This window comes from Methanobrevibacter sp. TMH8, assembly GCF_020148105.1.
Classification (GTDB): Archaea; Methanobacteriota; Methanobacteria; order Methanobacteriales; family Methanobacteriaceae; genus Methanobinarius.
Window position 1 is genome coordinate 19,076 of record NZ_JAHLZE010000023.1, and the last position, 16,010, is coordinate 35,085.

General features: G+C 23.6%; 15 protein-coding genes. 12 read left to right on the plus strand and 3 right to left on the minus strand.

What is annotated here, in order from left to right; all coding sequences use genetic code 11:
* Window positions 1–25 precede the first annotated feature (25 nt).
* The 11 genes from cysE to KQY27_RS04940 all read left to right on the plus strand — a co-directional run bounded on the left by cysE (window position 26) and on the right by KQY27_RS04940 (window position 12,202).
* Complete coding sequence (gene cysE, locus KQY27_RS04890) at window positions 26–667, plus strand: serine O-acetyltransferase (RefSeq protein ID WP_224425460.1); 642 nt, start codon at window positions 26–28, stop codon at window positions 665–667.
* Between the two features lie 89 nt (window positions 668–756).
* Complete coding sequence (locus tag KQY27_RS04895) at window positions 757–2,328, plus strand: asparagine synthetase B (RefSeq protein WP_224425461.1); 1,572 nt, start codon at window positions 757–759, stop codon at window positions 2,326–2,328.
* A 305-nt stretch (window positions 2,329–2,633) separates the two neighbouring features.
* A complete protein-coding gene (gatC, locus tag KQY27_RS04900) occupies window positions 2,634–2,849 on the plus strand; it encodes an Asp-tRNA(Asn) amidotransferase subunit GatC (protein WP_224425462.1) in 216 nt (71 codons plus the stop codon).
* Between the two features lie 248 nt (window positions 2,850–3,097).
* Entirely contained in the window at window positions 3,098–3,583 is a 486-nt protein-coding gene (locus tag KQY27_RS04905) for an amino acid-binding protein (protein WP_224425463.1), read from the plus strand.
* A gap of 36 nt (window positions 3,584–3,619) precedes the next feature.
* A complete protein-coding gene (locus KQY27_RS04910) occupies window positions 3,620–4,639 on the plus strand; it encodes a homoserine dehydrogenase (RefSeq protein ID WP_224425464.1) in 1,020 nt (339 codons plus the stop codon).
* 32 nt (window positions 4,640–4,671) lie between these two features.
* Window positions 4,672–5,889 (plus strand): cofactor-independent phosphoglycerate mutase, encoded by a 1,218-nt coding sequence (locus KQY27_RS04915; RefSeq protein ID WP_224425465.1) that lies wholly within the window; start codon window positions 4,672–4,674, stop codon window positions 5,887–5,889.
* A 628-nt stretch (window positions 5,890–6,517) separates the two neighbouring features.
* Entirely contained in the window at window positions 6,518–8,122 is a 1,605-nt protein-coding gene (gene pyrG, locus KQY27_RS04920; protein ID WP_224425493.1) for a CTP synthase (glutamine hydrolyzing), read from the plus strand.
* Window positions 8,123–8,467: 345 nt separating this feature from the next.
* A complete protein-coding gene (locus KQY27_RS04925; RefSeq protein WP_224425466.1) occupies window positions 8,468–9,811 on the plus strand; it encodes an A24 family peptidase in 1,344 nt (447 codons plus the stop codon).
* A gap of 347 nt (window positions 9,812–10,158) precedes the next feature.
* Complete coding sequence (locus tag KQY27_RS04930; RefSeq protein WP_224425467.1) at window positions 10,159–10,521, plus strand: hypothetical protein; 363 nt, start codon at window positions 10,159–10,161, stop codon at window positions 10,519–10,521.
* Between the two features lie 200 nt (window positions 10,522–10,721).
* On the plus strand, window positions 10,722–11,519 hold the full coding sequence (locus tag KQY27_RS04935) for a hypothetical protein (RefSeq protein ID WP_224425468.1): 798 nt from the start codon (window positions 10,722–10,724) through the stop codon (window positions 11,517–11,519).
* Window positions 11,520–11,521: 2 nt separating this feature from the next.
* The gene (locus KQY27_RS04940) at window positions 11,522–12,202 is read left to right on the plus strand and encodes a TIGR00289 family protein (RefSeq protein ID WP_224425469.1); all 681 of its coding nucleotides are present in this window, start codon (window positions 11,522–11,524) and stop codon (window positions 12,200–12,202) included.
* An 81-nt stretch (window positions 12,203–12,283) separates the two neighbouring features.
* Here KQY27_RS04940 and KQY27_RS04945 read toward each other — a convergent pair whose 3' ends face one another.
* From KQY27_RS04945 to KQY27_RS04955, 3 genes are all read right to left on the minus strand, one after another.
* A complete protein-coding gene (locus KQY27_RS04945; RefSeq protein ID WP_224425470.1) occupies window positions 12,284–12,565 on the minus strand; it encodes a DUF4491 family protein in 282 nt (93 codons plus the stop codon).
* Window positions 12,566–12,718: 153 nt separating this feature from the next.
* Window positions 12,719–13,267: a nucleoside monophosphate kinase gene (locus KQY27_RS04950; protein WP_342765743.1), complete on the minus strand. Its 549-nt coding sequence runs from the start codon at window positions 13,265–13,267 to the stop codon at window positions 12,719–12,721.
* Window positions 13,268–13,447: 180 nt separating this feature from the next.
* Window positions 13,448–14,197 carry a 4-phosphopantoate--beta-alanine ligase gene (locus tag KQY27_RS04955; protein ID WP_224425472.1) on the minus strand — a complete coding sequence of 250 codons (750 nt, stop codon included), beginning with the start codon at window positions 14,195–14,197 and terminating at the stop codon, window positions 13,448–13,450.
* Between the two features lie 267 nt (window positions 14,198–14,464).
* Between KQY27_RS04955 and KQY27_RS04960 the strand changes: the two genes are divergently transcribed.
* The gene (locus KQY27_RS04960) at window positions 14,465–15,493 is read left to right on the plus strand and encodes a M42 family metallopeptidase (protein ID WP_224425494.1); all 1,029 of its coding nucleotides are present in this window, start codon (window positions 14,465–14,467) and stop codon (window positions 15,491–15,493) included.
* Window positions 15,494–16,010 lie beyond the last annotated feature (517 nt).

Sequence of the window (16,010 nt, forward strand, 5' to 3'; positions counted from 1 at the left end):
AGTTTTATTATTAAAGGTTGATTTCATGTTTGATAGAATTAGAGAAGATTTACTTATGGTCCGACTTAGAGATCCAGCTGCAAGAAGTAAATTTGAAATTTTCTTTTGCTATTCTGGCTTGCATGCTGTTTGGTATCATTTAATAGCTCATTATTTATGGAAACATGGTCATTGTCTTTCAGCAAGATGGATTTCTACAGTTAATAGATTTTTTACAGGAATTGAAATACACCCTGCTGCAAAAATTGGGCGTAGAGTCTTTATTGATCATGGAATGGGAGTAGTTATTGGTGAAACTACTGAAGTAGGTAATGATGTTTTATTATATCAAGGAGTTGTTCTTGGAGGAACTAGTACAGTTAGAGAAAAAAGACACCCTACAATTGGAGATGGTGTTGTAATAGGTTCTGGAGCTCTTATTATTGGAGATATCAAACTAGGTAATGGTTCAAAAGTAGGAGCTGGTTCTGTAGTATTAAAAGATGTTCCTAATGGGGCTACTATTGTTGGAGTTCCTGGAAAGATTGTCCATGAGAAAAGACCTTGTGCAATGGATCAAGAGCATCAAAAACTTCCAGATCCTATTGATGAAGCATTAAAAAATCTCATTGAAAAACAAGAAATCCTTGAAGAAGAAATAAATAAACTTAAAAATGAAAAAAATTAAATGAATTATATATAAATTATATGGTATAATTAGGATATAATTGTAATATTATATATTTAATATATAAATTCATTAATAAAAAGGATATTATGAGTAAAATAATTGGAATTCAAGGAAAATTCGATGGAAATCTTTTAAATTCTATGTTAAAAGCTATAAACTATGAAGATAGGTTAATTAAAAGTAAATTTAAAAAAGGAATCTTTCTTTCTTCTGAAAACAACACTATTTTTAATAATAAATTCTGTAATATTTCTTTTCAAAATGATAAAAATAATTCTTTTAATATAGGATTAGGTGTTATTAACCCTAATGATAAAGAATTGCAACCTATTCAATACAAAAATTTAACACTGGTTTTTGATGGTGTTATTTATAATATAGATGAGATAAATTCTATTTTATCTAATTCTAATAATGAAGATGTAGTTTATTCTAGTGAAATATTAGCTATTAAGCTTATTTATAAATTTTATAGTGAATTTTCTGATTTAAAAAAATCTATAGAAAAAGTAAAAAATCTTATTAATGGAGATTATGCTTTTGCTGTTTTTGATGGTACTAACTTAGCTATTTCAAGAGATAGTTTAGGTGTTAATCCACTATATTACAATGTTAATGATTTTAATTCATTTGCTTCTGAAAAGAAAAGTCTTTGGAAAATAGGGATAAATAATAATGATATTTCTTCTTTAAAACCCGGACATATTTTATATAATTGGAAAGATTTTCCTTCTAAATCTAATCCATGGGATATTGATTATAGTGATCATAATGATTTTGTTTTAGATACTGATGAAGAGGATAATTATTATAAATTTAAAAATTACCTTTCAAAACTAATAATGAATTCTACTTATGATAGAATAAAAGGACTTGATAAGGTAGGATTAGTTTTTTCAGGAGGAGTAGATAGTACTATACTTGCAACCATCCTTAAAAAATATAGTGAATCCTCTAAAATTGATGTCACATTATATACTGTAGGTGTTGAAAATTCTATTGATCTAAAATATAGTAAAAAAATTGCAAAAAAATTAGATTTTACTCTTAAAACACAGATCATAGATGAGGAACTAGTTAGAAAATCTTTAAACCCTGTATTGAAAGCTATTGAAGAAGAGGATCTTATGAAAGTTGGTGTCGGTATGACCTTATATTTAGGAACTAAGCTAGCATTTAATGATGATATTCCAGTTGTATTAGCCGGACAGGGAGCTGATGAATTATTTGGTGGTTATTATAGATATTTAGCTACTTTAAATCAAAAAGGAGAAGATCAACTACAAAAAGAACTTATTCATGATATGAAATATTGTTATGATGTTAATCTTGAAAGAGATGCTAAGATAGCTAGTTCAAATGGAGTTCAACTTAGAGTTCCTTATTTAGATGAAAAAGTTGTTAATTTTGCTTTAAATATTCCTATCAAATATAAAATTAAATTAAATGAAAATAATGAAGATCCTTTAAGAAAAAGAATATTGAGAGATTTAGCTTTAGATATTGGTGTGGATGAAGAAATAGCTATGCGTCCAAAAAAAGCAGCTCAATATGGTTCTGGAATTGATAAAATTATCAGAAAAAAGATCTTAAAAGATACTGATTTGAATAAAATCATGGAAAATATTATTGATTCTTATTCTAACAATAAAAATTGATTTAATTATTATTTAATTAAATTATTCTTTAAATAAAATTAATTTTTAATAAATTATTATTATACTTCTTTTCATTATTTTATTAATCATTTTTCTTAAATATTTTATATTTTAATTAAAATAATTTTTAAATAAATAAAGCTTTAATACTAAGAAAAATATATTTATATTATTATATATTTATACAATAATTTACTAATTTAATTTATTACAATAATTTATTACTATAATCTATTACTATAATTTATTTATTATAATTTAAATCATCAATAATTTTATTTACTTACAATTTAAGGAGATTTATAATGAAAATTGAAAAAGATGCAGAAAAAATTCTCAAAGATTTTTCTAAAACACTTGAAAGTATTCCCGACCTTGAAGAAACTCATTATATAGTAGACAATGTAAATCTCACACGTAAAGATGTTTCTATTGAGAAAAATCCAGAAAAAATAATGAGAAATGCTAGAACTGATAAAGAGGGTCATTTATTAGTTAAAAAAGCAGAATGGATTAATTAAGATTAAATTAATAATATTTCATAAATATTATGCAATATTTAACAATTTGAAGATATTTATAATATTTTTATAATATATTAAAATATATAATATCTTAAAATATTTTTATAATATTTAAAAATATTCTTTATAATATTTAAAAATATTTTACAATATTCTAATAAATTTCTAATAATGTTTTAAAAATATTCTAATAATATTTAATAATATTTTTTTTATAATTTATTTTAGATTAATTGAGGGATAAAATGAGAATGAACTTAGTTCTAGAACTTCAAGATATTCCAGGACAACTTGTATCTGTTCTTGAACCAATTAGTGATTTTGGTACAAATTTAGTAACTGTTATTCACCAAAGGGATTCAAAAAATGAAAAAGGTATGATTCCTGTTCAAATAACTTTAGAAGGTGAAAGAAACAACCTTAAAGAAGTTGTTGAGAAGTTAAATGAAATGAATATTACTATTCTTGAGATTGATGGAGTAGTTGTAAAAGAAAAACTCAGTACGATACTAATTGGACATGTTATTGATACAGATATAAAGGACACTATGGATAAAATTAACACAATTGAAGGAGTATCTGTAGTTGGATTAGATGTTAAATTAGAAGAAGAGTATGAATCTTCAGCTATGATTGTTGTTGAATCAGATCCTGATAAAAAAGAAATTGTTCTCTCTAAAATTCAGGAAATAGCTGATGATAAAGGTCTTTTAGTTGTTAATGAAGTTTAAATAAGATTATATTAGAAAAATTCAGGAGAATTTTTAATGAAAGATATAAAAATTATTTTAATGGGGTTTGGAGCTGTTGGTAAAGGTGTTGCTAAATCAATCTCTATTAAAAAAGATAAAATTCAAAATGAATATGGTGTAAACCTAAAGTTAGTAGCTGTAGCTGATTCATCTTCATCAGCTATTTCATCAAATGGACTTGATGAAGAATTATTAATTGAAACAAAAGAAAATCAAGGAAAATTAGCTAATTATCCAGAATTTGGATTTAATACAAATGGAGAAGATGTTCTTGATTCAGTTGATTATGATTTGCTTATTGAAGCTACACCAACTAATATTGAAGATGGAGAACCTGCAAAATCACTAACATTAAAAGCTTTTGCTAGTGGGAAAGATGTTGTAACATCAAATAAAGGTCATCTAGCTCTTTTCTTTTCTCAAATGAATGAACAAGCTAAAGCCAATAATGTTCAATTTAAGTTTGAAGCATCTGTTGGAGGAGCTATGCCTATTATAAATTTTGCTGAAGAAACCCTTCCAAGTTCAAATATATCTTCTATTATTGGTATTTTAAATGGAACTACCAATTATATATTATCAAGAATGACTACTGAAGGTTCTTCATATAAAAATACACTTGAAGAATCTCAACAATTAGGAATTGCTGAAACTGATCCAACTCAAGATGTTGAAGGAATTGATGCAGCTTGTAAAACTGTTATATTAGCTAATTCTCTACTTGGAATTGATGCAACATATTCTGATGTTGAAGTTGAAGGTATTTCTAAAATTACTTCTGAAGCTATTGAATTAGCTAAAAAAGAAGGTTATTTAATTAAATTGATTGCTGAAGTATCAAAAGATGCATTAAAAGTTTCTCCACGATTAGTTAAAAAAAATAGTCCTTATGCTGTTGAAGGCACATTAAATATGGCAACTATTAAAACAGATCTTGCTGATGAAGTTACTGTAGTTGGAAAAGGTGCAGGATCAATTGAAACTGCTTCTGCAATGTTGACTGATGTTATTAATATTATTAAAACTAAATATTAATATATTTTATTTTTTTATTTTTTGGAATTATTATGAAATATGTAATTTTAATAGGGGATGGAATGTCTGATTACCCCTTAAAAGAATTGAATAATCAAACTCCTCTTGAAGTAGCTAATAAACCTAATATAGATGGAATTGCTCAAAAAGGTAGGGTTGGACAACTTCAAACTGTTCCAGAAAATCTTGAACCTGGATCAGATGTAGCTAATATGAGTATTTTTGGTTATGATCCTCAAAAATATTATACTGGTAGAGGTCCTCTTGAAGCTGGAAGTATGGGAATCAATACTTCTGATGATGAAGTTATATTTAGATGTAATTTAATAACTGAGGATAATGGAATATTAGCTGATTTTAATGCAGGACACATTACTTCAAAAGAAGCAGCTATTTTAATCAATACACTTAATCAAGAATTTTCAAAGGAAAATAATCCAAATATTGGTGAAATGGATGGAGAATTTTACTCAGGAATTAGCTATAGGCATCTTTTTGTTAAAAAAGGGTCAGAATTAGCTTCATTAAAGACTACTCCTCCTCATGATATTGTTGGTGAATCAATAGCTGATTATACTAATTGGAATGATCCTTCTTCATTAATGATAAAAAATATTATGTTAAAATCTAAAGAGATTTTAGAAAACCATGATATTAATAAAAAAAGACTTAGTAATGGAGAAAAAATAGCCAACATGGTTTGGTTGTGGGGTCAAGGTTTAAAGCCTTCTATGCCTAAATTTAAAGATCTTTATGGTTTTGAAGGGTCTGTTATTACTGGGGTAGATTTATTAAAAGGTATAGGTGTTTTTGCAGGATTAAAAAATATTAATGTTCCTGGTGCTACTGGATATTTTGATACAGATTATAAAGCTAAGGGCAAGTATGCTGCTAATGCTCTTGAAGACAATGATTTTTTATTTGTTCACATTGAAGCTCCTGATGAAGCGGGTCATGCTGGAAATATTGAAGAAAAAATCAAAGCTATTGAAAGAATTGATAAGTATGTATTAGGTCAAATTCTTGATGAAATACCACAATATGAAGATTATAAAATAGCTGTTCTTCCAGATCATGCAACGCCTATTGATGTTAGAACTCATACTCGAGATCTTGTTCCTCTCGCAATATATTCTTCTTTAAAAAAAGATTTTGCTGATGATGCTAATATTTACACAGAAAAATCTGTTATTAATGGATCTTTAGGTATAGATAAAGCTCATGATCTAGTTAAAAAAATGATAATTTAAATTTTTCTGTTTATTTTTATTTTTTTAAATTAATTTAAATTATTTTTATATTATTTTAAATTAATTTATTTATTTTAAATTATTATTATTTATTTTTATTCAATTTTTATTTAGAAAAAGCTTCATGTATAAAAATATATTGAATACCTAGAATAATAATTAAAAAATTATATAGATTATTATATATAATAATTTATTATAAGTAATTGATTTAAGAATATTAATTTTAATATAAATTTTATATACTAATAAAAATAATATTATATAATATTAAATTAAATAAAATTAAAAATATTATGATTTTATTTATAGAAATTATTTACAGTTATCAATAATAATTTTATAAATAAAAACAATTGCAATTATTTTAAATTATTTTAAATTATTTTATTTATAATTTTATTTAAGAATTTATTTAAGAATTTAATATAGAATTTATTTAAAAATCTTATTCAAAGTGTTATTCAAAAAATATTATTTAAAAATATTATTTAAGAATGTTATTAAAAAATTTTATTTATAACTCATATTTATAATCTTATTATAAATTTTATTTATAAAATTTCTAAATTAATATTGTATCTGATAATCTATATATAATACATAATAAAATACTGGAGAGGATGTTCTGACAAAATATATAATTATAACCGGCGGTGTTGTTAGTTCAATTGGTAAAGGGATTACTTCAGCATCAATTGGAAGGATTTTACGTTCTTATGGATTAAAGGTAGGAGCTATTAAAATAGACCCTTATTTAAATTGGGATTCTGGAACATTAAATCCATATCAACACGGAGAAGTTTTTGTTACTCATGATGGGATGGAATCTGATCTTGATTTAGGTCATTATGAACGTTTTTTAGATGTTGAACTTCCAGGTGTTTCTAACATTACCACTGGAAAAGTTTATCAGTCAGTAATTGATAAAGAAAGAAAAGGAGAGTTCCTTGGAGCTTGTGTTCAGATAATTCCTCATATTACTGATGAAATTAAATCACTCATAAGAAAAACAGCTGAAATCAATGATTATGATATTATTCTCATAGAACTTGGTGGAACTGTTGGTGATATTGAAAGTCAACCATTTTTAGAAGCATTGAGACAACTTAGAAATGAAGAAGGCCATGACAATGTAATGTTTGTACATGTAACTTTTATTCCATATCTTAATGCTGCTGGAGAATTCAAAACAAAACCAACACAACATAGTACCAAAGAGCTTCGAAGTACTGGTATAAATCCTGATATGATTGTATGTAGAAGTCAAGATCCTATTGATGATGCTCTTAAACGTAAAATTGCTCATTTTTGTGATGTTGATCCTACTGCTGTTGTTAATGCTCCAGATGCATCTTCTATTTATGAAGTTCCATTAACTCTTGATAAAGAAAATGTTGGAAAATTCATTGCTGAACGAATTAAACTTGATGTTGATGTTGAATCTGCAGATTTAGATCAATGGAAATCTATTGTTAAATCTCTCCAAAAACAAGATCCTGTTGTTACTATAGCTATAATTGGAAAATATGTTGAACTTGAAGATTCTTATATAAGTATTAGAGAAGCATTATTACATGCAGCTGCAAAAATTGGGGTTAAGCTCAATCTTGAATATATAAGTTCTGATGTCGATAATCTCGATGAAAATGAATTAAAAGAGCTTGATGGAATTCTTATTCCTGGAGGTTTCGGTGAAAGAGGAGTCGAAGGTAAGTTAGATGCAGTTGAATATGCAATTCAAAATAATGTTCCAATTTTTGGAATATGTCTTGGAATGCATTCAATGGTTATTCAATTTGCTAGGCGGAATAGTATGGATAATGCAAATAGTACAGAATTTGATCTAGATACTATGTATCCTGTTATTGATCTTATGGAAAAACAAAAAGAGATCAAACAAATGGGAGGAACTATGCGTTTAGGTTCTTATGATTGTAAACTTATAAAAAATACTAAAGCACACAATTTATATAAACAAGACCTTGTTAAAGAACGTCATAGACATAGATATGAATTAAACAATGATTTTAGAGAAGAGCTTCAAAATAAAGGCCTAATTATTTCAGGAACATCTCCAGACGATTTTCTTGTAGAAATGGTAGAACTCGAAGATCATCCATGGTTTGTAGGATGTCAATTCCATCCTGAGTTTAAATCAAGACCTAACAATGCTCATCCTTTATTTGTTTCTTTTATGGATGCTGCTTATAATTTTTCTAAAAATAAATAATTTAATTAATTATTTTTATTTTTTCCTTTTTTCTTTTTTATTTTATTAATTAATTATTTTTAAATTTTTTTATATTCTTAAATTTTTTTTAATTTATCATATTTTTCAATAAATTTTTACTATATTTTACTATACTATATTTTATTATATTTTATTATATTTTTTCTAAATTTTTCAATCTTTTTTAAATTTTATTTTACAACAATTTTTAATCATCAAGACAATTTTTCAATCCCCTAGTAATATTATTATCATAAAAAGTATTAATTTAAATATTAGTTCATATTAATATTAACATATGAAAATGAAAATTTAAAAATAGATAATGTTATAAGAGGAGCTAAAATGGAAAATCACTTAGTTTATATACATTTATTGGTAATTTTGATTCTTAGTGGATCTGTAATAATTGCAGGATTTTATGATTTAAAATATAAAATCATTCCTAATGAATTAAGTTATTTATTAATTTTAACTGGGATAATATCAAATTTAGCTATTTCATTTTTGATTATGGAAATATATCCAATATTGTTTTCAATAATATTATCTATAATAATTTTTTCATTATCATATATATTGTGGAAACTAAGATTATGGGGTGGTGGAGATGTAAAATTAATTACTGGAATAACTCTAGCAATGCCTATTCATCCAGCAGTTTTAAGTGAGATTTTTAGATTTAATATTAATAATATCAATCTACCTATACTAGCTATATATCCATTTCCTTTTACAGTGATATTTAATAGTATTCTTGTTTCATTCCCGTTTTTGTTAATATGTGTAATACTTAATTATCTAAATAATATCAAATATGAGGAAATTGCTAATAATAAAAATTTTAAAAGGAATAAATCTGAAAAAAACTTGATTTTAATATTATTTAATAAATTTATTAATATTATCATCAATAATATTAATATTAATAATAGTAATAATAATCATCTATTTGATTTATTTAAATATATCAAAATTGGTATTTATAAGAAATTAATATTTAATAAATTAATTAAATCACTACTAACTTCTTTAATTTTATTAATTGTCATTCTATTTTTTAAAAGATATGATATTGATTCAATAAATTCAATTTTTTATATTTTAATAGTTGGAATGTTTATTAATTTAACTTTTTCTATATTTCTGGACTTTTTTATTTTAAATTTTAAAATTTTTGTTAAAAAAGGTTCATATAAACTTGTAGATATTAATAATTTGAAAGAAAATATGATTCTAAGTGATATATTAATAAATATAAGTGATTTAAACAGATTAATTAAAGAAAACAAGGTTAATTTAAATATAATCAATAAAATTGGATTATATAAGAAAAATTATAGTGACTGTACTGATTATATTAATTATATCGGTACTAATGATTCTACTGATTATATGGAGTATAGTGATTATATTGATTATACTAATTACACTAATAATGATGATATTAACATTGATATTTATAAAAATAAGGATAATCATATACTGAAATCAAAAACTGCTGGAGGATTATCAAAAAATGATTTAAAATTATTAAAAGAATTAGCTAAAATCGAAATAATTCCAGAAAAAATCCCTATTAAGTTAGGAATTCCATTTGCACCATCAATTGCTATTGGATTCTTCATAACTTTATTTATTGGAGATCTTTCATTATTCATTTATAATGGAGTAAATTTGTTAATATAAAAATCTAATTTTTATTTATTAAATCAAATTAATAAAAAAAGGAGGTTATATTTATAATCAAAAAATTTAAAGAGAAATTTGAGGAATTACGAGTTAATCTTTTAATATTTTTTATTTTGCTTAAACATTTAGGTATTTTAAAAAGTTTAATAAAAAATTTTAATATTAAAAATTTATCAAATAAATCTATAATTAAGAATATATCAAAGAATTTAAAGTTTTTAAAATTAAAAAATAATAAAAATAATAAGGGTCAACTATCTCTTGAATTTATATTGATTAGCTTTATTGCTATTTTAATATTTATTTCCATTTCACTACCCTTGAGTGAGATTGCAGTTAATTCAATGATAGATGTAAGCTATTCAATCGAGAGTAAATCAGAACTTTTAAAGATTATAAATTCTATTGATGATGTTTATTCAGATGGAATAGGTTCAAAAAGGATTTTATATATTGAATTTCCAACAGATTTAGAAATTAATTTCAATAAAGATTCTTATTCAAATAAAGGGTTAGCAATAGCTGAATTAAATTTGATTAATAATACGAATGTTAATGAGGTTAATAATACAAATTATAATTATCAAATTCAATATAGTTTTAAAGCAAATAATGTAAAAACTTCAATAAATTTTAAAAAAAAAATTCTTACAAAAGTAATTATTGAATGGCCAATTAATGAAACTAATATTGTTATAAAAGTTTAAACAAGAATAGATATTTATTAAAAAAACATTTATAGTATTTAGATTTAATAAAAATTTGTTAAAAATAGAAAAATATTGTTGTTTTGTTTAGAAAAATAACAAAACATTTATCCATAATATAAACTAATTTAATATTATTATATTGATTAAGAATAATCTATAAATTGATTATTTAATATTCTAAATTATGAGATGGTTTAATGGATATTATTTCTGCAAGTATTTATATTATTTTATTTATTCTATTGATGGTATTTGTTTTTTCTATGGGGTTGTTAACTCCTATTATTGGAAAAAAAGATGTTATCTCTGTTTTAACTATTGGGTTTGTAGTTGGATTAGTTGGCGGTGCTTTTTTTGTAACTCCTGTTTATCAAGAATTACCTAATGTAGTTGAAGCAGTTTATGAAACATTTACTAATGATACTGCATCAATAAATATTGAAGTTTCACCATATGTAAATCTCAATGAACTTACTAAAAATTTAAATAAAACTGATGGAGTTATATCAATAGTTAATAAGGGGATTGTTGTAAAAACAGACTCTTTTTCTACGAGCCGTAAAAAAATTATTGAAGAAAAGATTCCAATAGTTGATGAAAACTTTGAAAATTTTTCTGTAAATGAAAGTGGATTAATATCTATAAATTTTACAGAAAATTACAACCCAACTACTGCTCTAAAAACATTATCTGACTGGTTAATGTATACTGGTGGGATTAATACTAGATATTCATTAGTTAATATTGAAATTACAGCCGAACCTTCAAAAGCAGATGATGTTGTTGAATATTTGCATTCTAATGATATTGTTGTCAAATCAGTAAATGGTTCTGTTGAAGATGCAATAAATAATACAAAAAATTCTATGGTTGATAATAATATTGTTATATTACTATCTGGAGTTTTTGGAGTCATATTAGCTTTAATTAGTATATTTTTCGATAAAATTCGAGATGGAATTAAAAAATTTATTAAAAAAATTAAAGAAAGATAGACATGAAAGTAGCTGTTTTATTTTCCGGTGGAAAAGATAGTACAATGGCATGTTATGAAGCCATTAATAATGGAGATGAGATTGCATATTTATTATCAATAGAATCTAAAAATAAAGAGTCTTATATGTTCCATGTTCCTAATATACATCTTACAGAGTTAATTGCAGAAGCTATTGATATTCCTATTATTAAAGCTAAAACTCATGGAATTAAAGAAAAAGAAGTGGATGACCTTAAATATAATTTATCAATTCTTAAAGATAAGGGTATTGAAGGTATTTATACTGGAGCACTTTATTCTGTTTATCAAAAATCTAGAATAGACAAAATTTGTGAAGATTTAGGTCTTAAATCTATTTCTCCATTGTGGAATGTTAATGAAGAAGAATATATGAATAGAATTATTGATTTAGGTTTTGAAATAATCATTTCAGGTGTTTTTGCTTATGGTTTAGATGAATCATGGCTTGGTAAAAAAATAGATAAAAATCTCATTGAGGATTTAAAAACAATTAAGGAAAAATATGGTATAAACATAGCTTTTGAAGGAGGAGAAGCTGAAACTTTAGCTATTAATGGACCTATTTTTAAGAAAAAAATAAAAATTGATGAAGCTGAAATCATTTGGAATGTTGATAATGGGATATATAATATTAAAAAAGCTTCTTTAGTTGATAAATAGATTTAAAATTAATTTTAAATTTTCATTTTTAATCTTATTTTATATTTATATATTTTATATAATTAATTTAACTTATTTTACTTATTTATCTGGTTTTTTTGGAAACCAACCTTTTTCTACTCTTTTTTCTTGTTCTATAATTTCATGGATACTCCATAAAAATGTAAAACCTAATACTCCAATTAATGCAGATAAAATTAAATTACCTACAAATAATGAGATTACAATAGAGATTAGTCCTCCAATTAAAAATATTGGCCAAATCTTTTTACCAATATAATATTCTCCTTTAATAACTATTGGATGAAATATTCCTATTATTAAAAATGCCCCCATTCCTATTATTATTCCTTCAAAATACATAAATTATCAATCTTAGTGTTAATTATAAATATCATGTAAAATATTCAATAAAAATTATTAATAATAAATTTCATGAAAAATATTTAATAAAAAATTCAAGTTTTTTAAATATAAAAATTATAGTTGATTGAATAAATTTTAATTAATAAAAGCTTAATTAATTATATTATCAAAAAGATCTTCAATCTGATTTTTGTATTCATCAAGTCCATTTTCATTTATAATAATAAAATCAGAACTTGCAATAACATTTCCAATCCCAAAATTTAATTCTCTTTGATCTCTTTTAAGAAAATTTTCATATTCTTCTGAATCATCATCTCTTTTTCTATTTTTAAGTCTATCAAATCGTGTTGAAGGTGATGAAAATATTGAAATTAGAATAAAATCTTTAAAGTTTTCTTTAAACATTTTAACTTCAAACTGGCTTCTAATTCCTTCAATTAAAAATATTGAGTTTTTTGAATCCTTTAATTTTAAAGATTCATTTTTAATTTTTTCAATTGTTAGTTTAGCTAGTACATACTCCCCTTGTTCTTTTCTTAAATTAATAGCTGTTTCTCCAACATCAGTATTTCTCTTTTTTGCTTCTTTTCTAACTAAATCCCCCATGTTAATGACAATATTAGATCTTTTTTTAGCTATTTTTGAAACTAAGCTTTTCCCTGATCCTGGTAAACCAGAAATACCAACAACATTCATATAAGTCACAATCATTTTAATTTTTTAATTTTTATAATACTTTATAATTTTTATAGATACTTTAATATATTATTTATATTTATCAATTATTAAATTATATTAATTATTAAATTTGATTATTATTTAGATTAACTATTTAGATTAACTATTTAGATTAACTATTTAGATTAACTATTTAGATTAATTATCAGCTAATTTATGCAAATCAATATTATCAAATGATTTTTCAAGATTTTTTTCATTAGAAAAATTATTAATGATATTTTTTAGATAGTTTTCATCTTTAGATTTTAGTTTTTTTGTAAATTCTATCATTAATGGGATAGCTCTTACAATATTATCAATGATACTAATATTAGCAATTTTAGCGGTTCTTGATAATGGATTTAAATCGATAGCTATTATTTTTTTATCACTATTAACCAAAACTTCAGCTCTATCTCCATCTTCTAATGAAACCAATATAACATCTCCAGAATAAATTCCTTCTTCACTAGCTGTAGCTCTTGGAGAATCAATATTATCAATATATTTCAATTTTTCATCATCAGTACCTAAAATTCCATCATATCCATTTTTTTTATATAATTCAGCTATTATCTTAACTCTTTCCTTAGTCCTATAAAACAAATTAATTTCAATTTTTGAGTTAGTAACATTAGCTAATTCAATAATTTCTTTTATAGCTAAAGCAGTACTATTTCCATTAACTGATATAACCGGATTTTTAGCTAAAAGTAAAGTAGCAACACTTGCTTTAATTGCTTCAATAGAATTTTCATTGGTTTTTTCTCCTATTAAATAATCAAATGTTTCTCCTCTTCCATGTGCAATCATTCCAGAATCAGCTAAATATCCTTCTTTATATGCATTTTTTATTTTTTCTCTAAGAACTAGTGATTCATATCTAGGATGATTTTTAGGTATCATATATAATTTAAATAAGTATACAAAGTTTATAAACTTATTGATGAAAATGTATCATATTGGGTTCATTAATAAACTTATTTTATTAAATAGTTAATTATTATATTGAAATTTTCTTTATTAACATTAAATCTAATTTAATAATTTATTAATTTAATAATAAGTTAAATTTAATGATAAAAATAATATAATTATTTATATTATAATTTATAAATTAATAGATGATTAAATACTTATTATAATTTAATTATTTATTTTTATTTTGGTGAAATTATGAAACTAATGGAAAAATTATCAGTAACTCCAGGAATATCTGGTTTTGAAGGAAAAATTGTTGATATCATTAAAGAAGAGTTAGAACCTCATGTTGACGAGATCCAAGATGATTTAATGGGGAATGTGATAGCTATTAAAAAAGGTGAGAAAAAAGGTTCTACTGTTATGTTAGCTTCACATATGGATGAAATTGGGTTAATGGTTCGTTATATTGATAAAAAAGGTTTTATTCGCTTTTCAAAAATTGGTGGAATTAATGACCAGATGTTATTAAACCAAACTGTCACAATACATGGAAAAAATGGTGATATTACTGGTGTAATTGGATCAAAACCTCCTCATGTCATGAAAGCATCTGAAAGAAAAAAAATAATTGAATATGAAAGTATGTTCATTGATATTGGAGTCTTTTCTAAAGAAGAAGCAGAAGAACTTGTTAGTATTGGGGATCCAATAAGTTTCAAATGTTTTTATGAAGAATTTCCTAATGATTTAATTATGGGAAAAGCTCTTGACAATCGTATTGGTTGTTATGTTATGATTGAAACTTTAAAAAGAGTTAATTCAAAAGCGACTGTTTTTGGTGTTGGAACTGTTCAAGAAGAAGTAGGTTTAAAAGGAGCTAAAACATCTTCATTTAAAATAGATCCTGATATGGCTTTTGCACTTGATGTTACTATTTCTGGAGACCATCCTGGAATCAAACCTGATGAAGCTCCTGTAGATATAGGAAAAGGACCAGCTATCGTATTGGCTGATGCAAGTGGAAGAGGAATATTAACTCCTGAAAAAGTGAAAAATATTTTAGTTTCTTCTTCTGAAGAAGGAGATATACCATACCAACTTGAAGTTAGTGAAGGTGGAACTACTGATGCAGCAGCTATCCATTTAACTAGGGAAGGTATTCCTACAGGTGTTCTATCTGTTCCAACTAGATATATACACACAACTGTAAGTGTAGCTAGTATGAAAGATATTGAAAATACTATCAATTTACTTGTAAAGGTTATAGATTCATTATAATAGATAATTTTTATAGATTTATTTTCTTTACTTATTTTCTTTATTTATTTTCTTTATTAATATGTTAATATTATTTCTTTTATTTATTTTTTCACTTGTCTTTTTTTATTTGTTTTTTATTAATTTCTAATAAATTATATTTTTTATTTATTTTTATTATTAATTCTTTGTTTATTTTTTAATTTTTATAATAATTATCTACATTTTTTACATTTATTATTAGGTTTATAAAACTTATAAGAAGTTTTATATATTATAATATAAGATATATAATAGGAATAAGGTTACCTATTTCCTATATAAAGTATTATATGAAATTTTTTATATTATTCTAACAATTTTTTAAAGAAAAATATGAACAAATATAATATATTTTTATCTATTATACATTTTTTATGTATGAATTAAATGAAATTATAAATATAAATTAAAAATGAATCTAAAATATAATCTAATTTTAAATATTTAGATAATATATTGAAAATTTTAACTTAATATTATAATTTATATATTTAAA

What these genes read in the sequence shown, in the direction of transcription:
- cysE (WP_224425460.1), top strand. Translation starts at nt 26, where the DNA reads ATGTTTGATAGAATTAGAGAAGATTTACTTATGGTCCGACTTAGAGAT.
- KQY27_RS04895 (WP_224425461.1), top strand. Translation starts at nt 757, where the DNA reads ATGAGTAAAATAATTGGAATTCAAGGAAAATTCGATGGAAATCTTTTA.
- gatC (WP_224425462.1), top strand. Translation starts at nt 2,634, where the DNA reads ATGAAAATTGAAAAAGATGCAGAAAAAATTCTCAAAGATTTTTCTAAA.
- KQY27_RS04905 (WP_224425463.1), top strand. Translation starts at nt 3,098, where the DNA reads ATGAGAATGAACTTAGTTCTAGAACTTCAAGATATTCCAGGACAACTT.
- KQY27_RS04910 (WP_224425464.1), top strand. Translation starts at nt 3,620, where the DNA reads ATGAAAGATATAAAAATTATTTTAATGGGGTTTGGAGCTGTTGGTAAA.
- KQY27_RS04915 (WP_224425465.1), top strand. Translation starts at nt 4,672, where the DNA reads ATGAAATATGTAATTTTAATAGGGGATGGAATGTCTGATTACCCCTTA.
- KQY27_RS04925 (WP_224425466.1), top strand. Translation starts at nt 8,468, where the DNA reads ATGGAAAATCACTTAGTTTATATACATTTATTGGTAATTTTGATTCTT.
- KQY27_RS04930 (WP_224425467.1), top strand. Translation starts at nt 10,159, where the DNA reads ATGATAGATGTAAGCTATTCAATCGAGAGTAAATCAGAACTTTTAAAG.
- KQY27_RS04935 (WP_224425468.1), top strand. Translation starts at nt 10,722, where the DNA reads ATGGATATTATTTCTGCAAGTATTTATATTATTTTATTTATTCTATTG.
- KQY27_RS04940 (WP_224425469.1), top strand. Translation starts at nt 11,522, where the DNA reads ATGAAAGTAGCTGTTTTATTTTCCGGTGGAAAAGATAGTACAATGGCA.
- KQY27_RS04945 (WP_224425470.1), bottom strand. Translation starts at nt 12,565, where the DNA reads ATGTATTTTGAAGGAATAATAATAGGAATGGGGGCATTTTTAATAATA.
- KQY27_RS04950 (WP_342765743.1), bottom strand. Translation starts at nt 13,267, where the DNA reads ATGAATGTTGTTGGTATTTCTGGTTTACCAGGATCAGGGAAAAGCTTA.
- KQY27_RS04955 (WP_224425472.1), bottom strand. Translation starts at nt 14,197, where the DNA reads ATGATACCTAAAAATCATCCTAGATATGAATCACTAGTTCTTAGAGAA.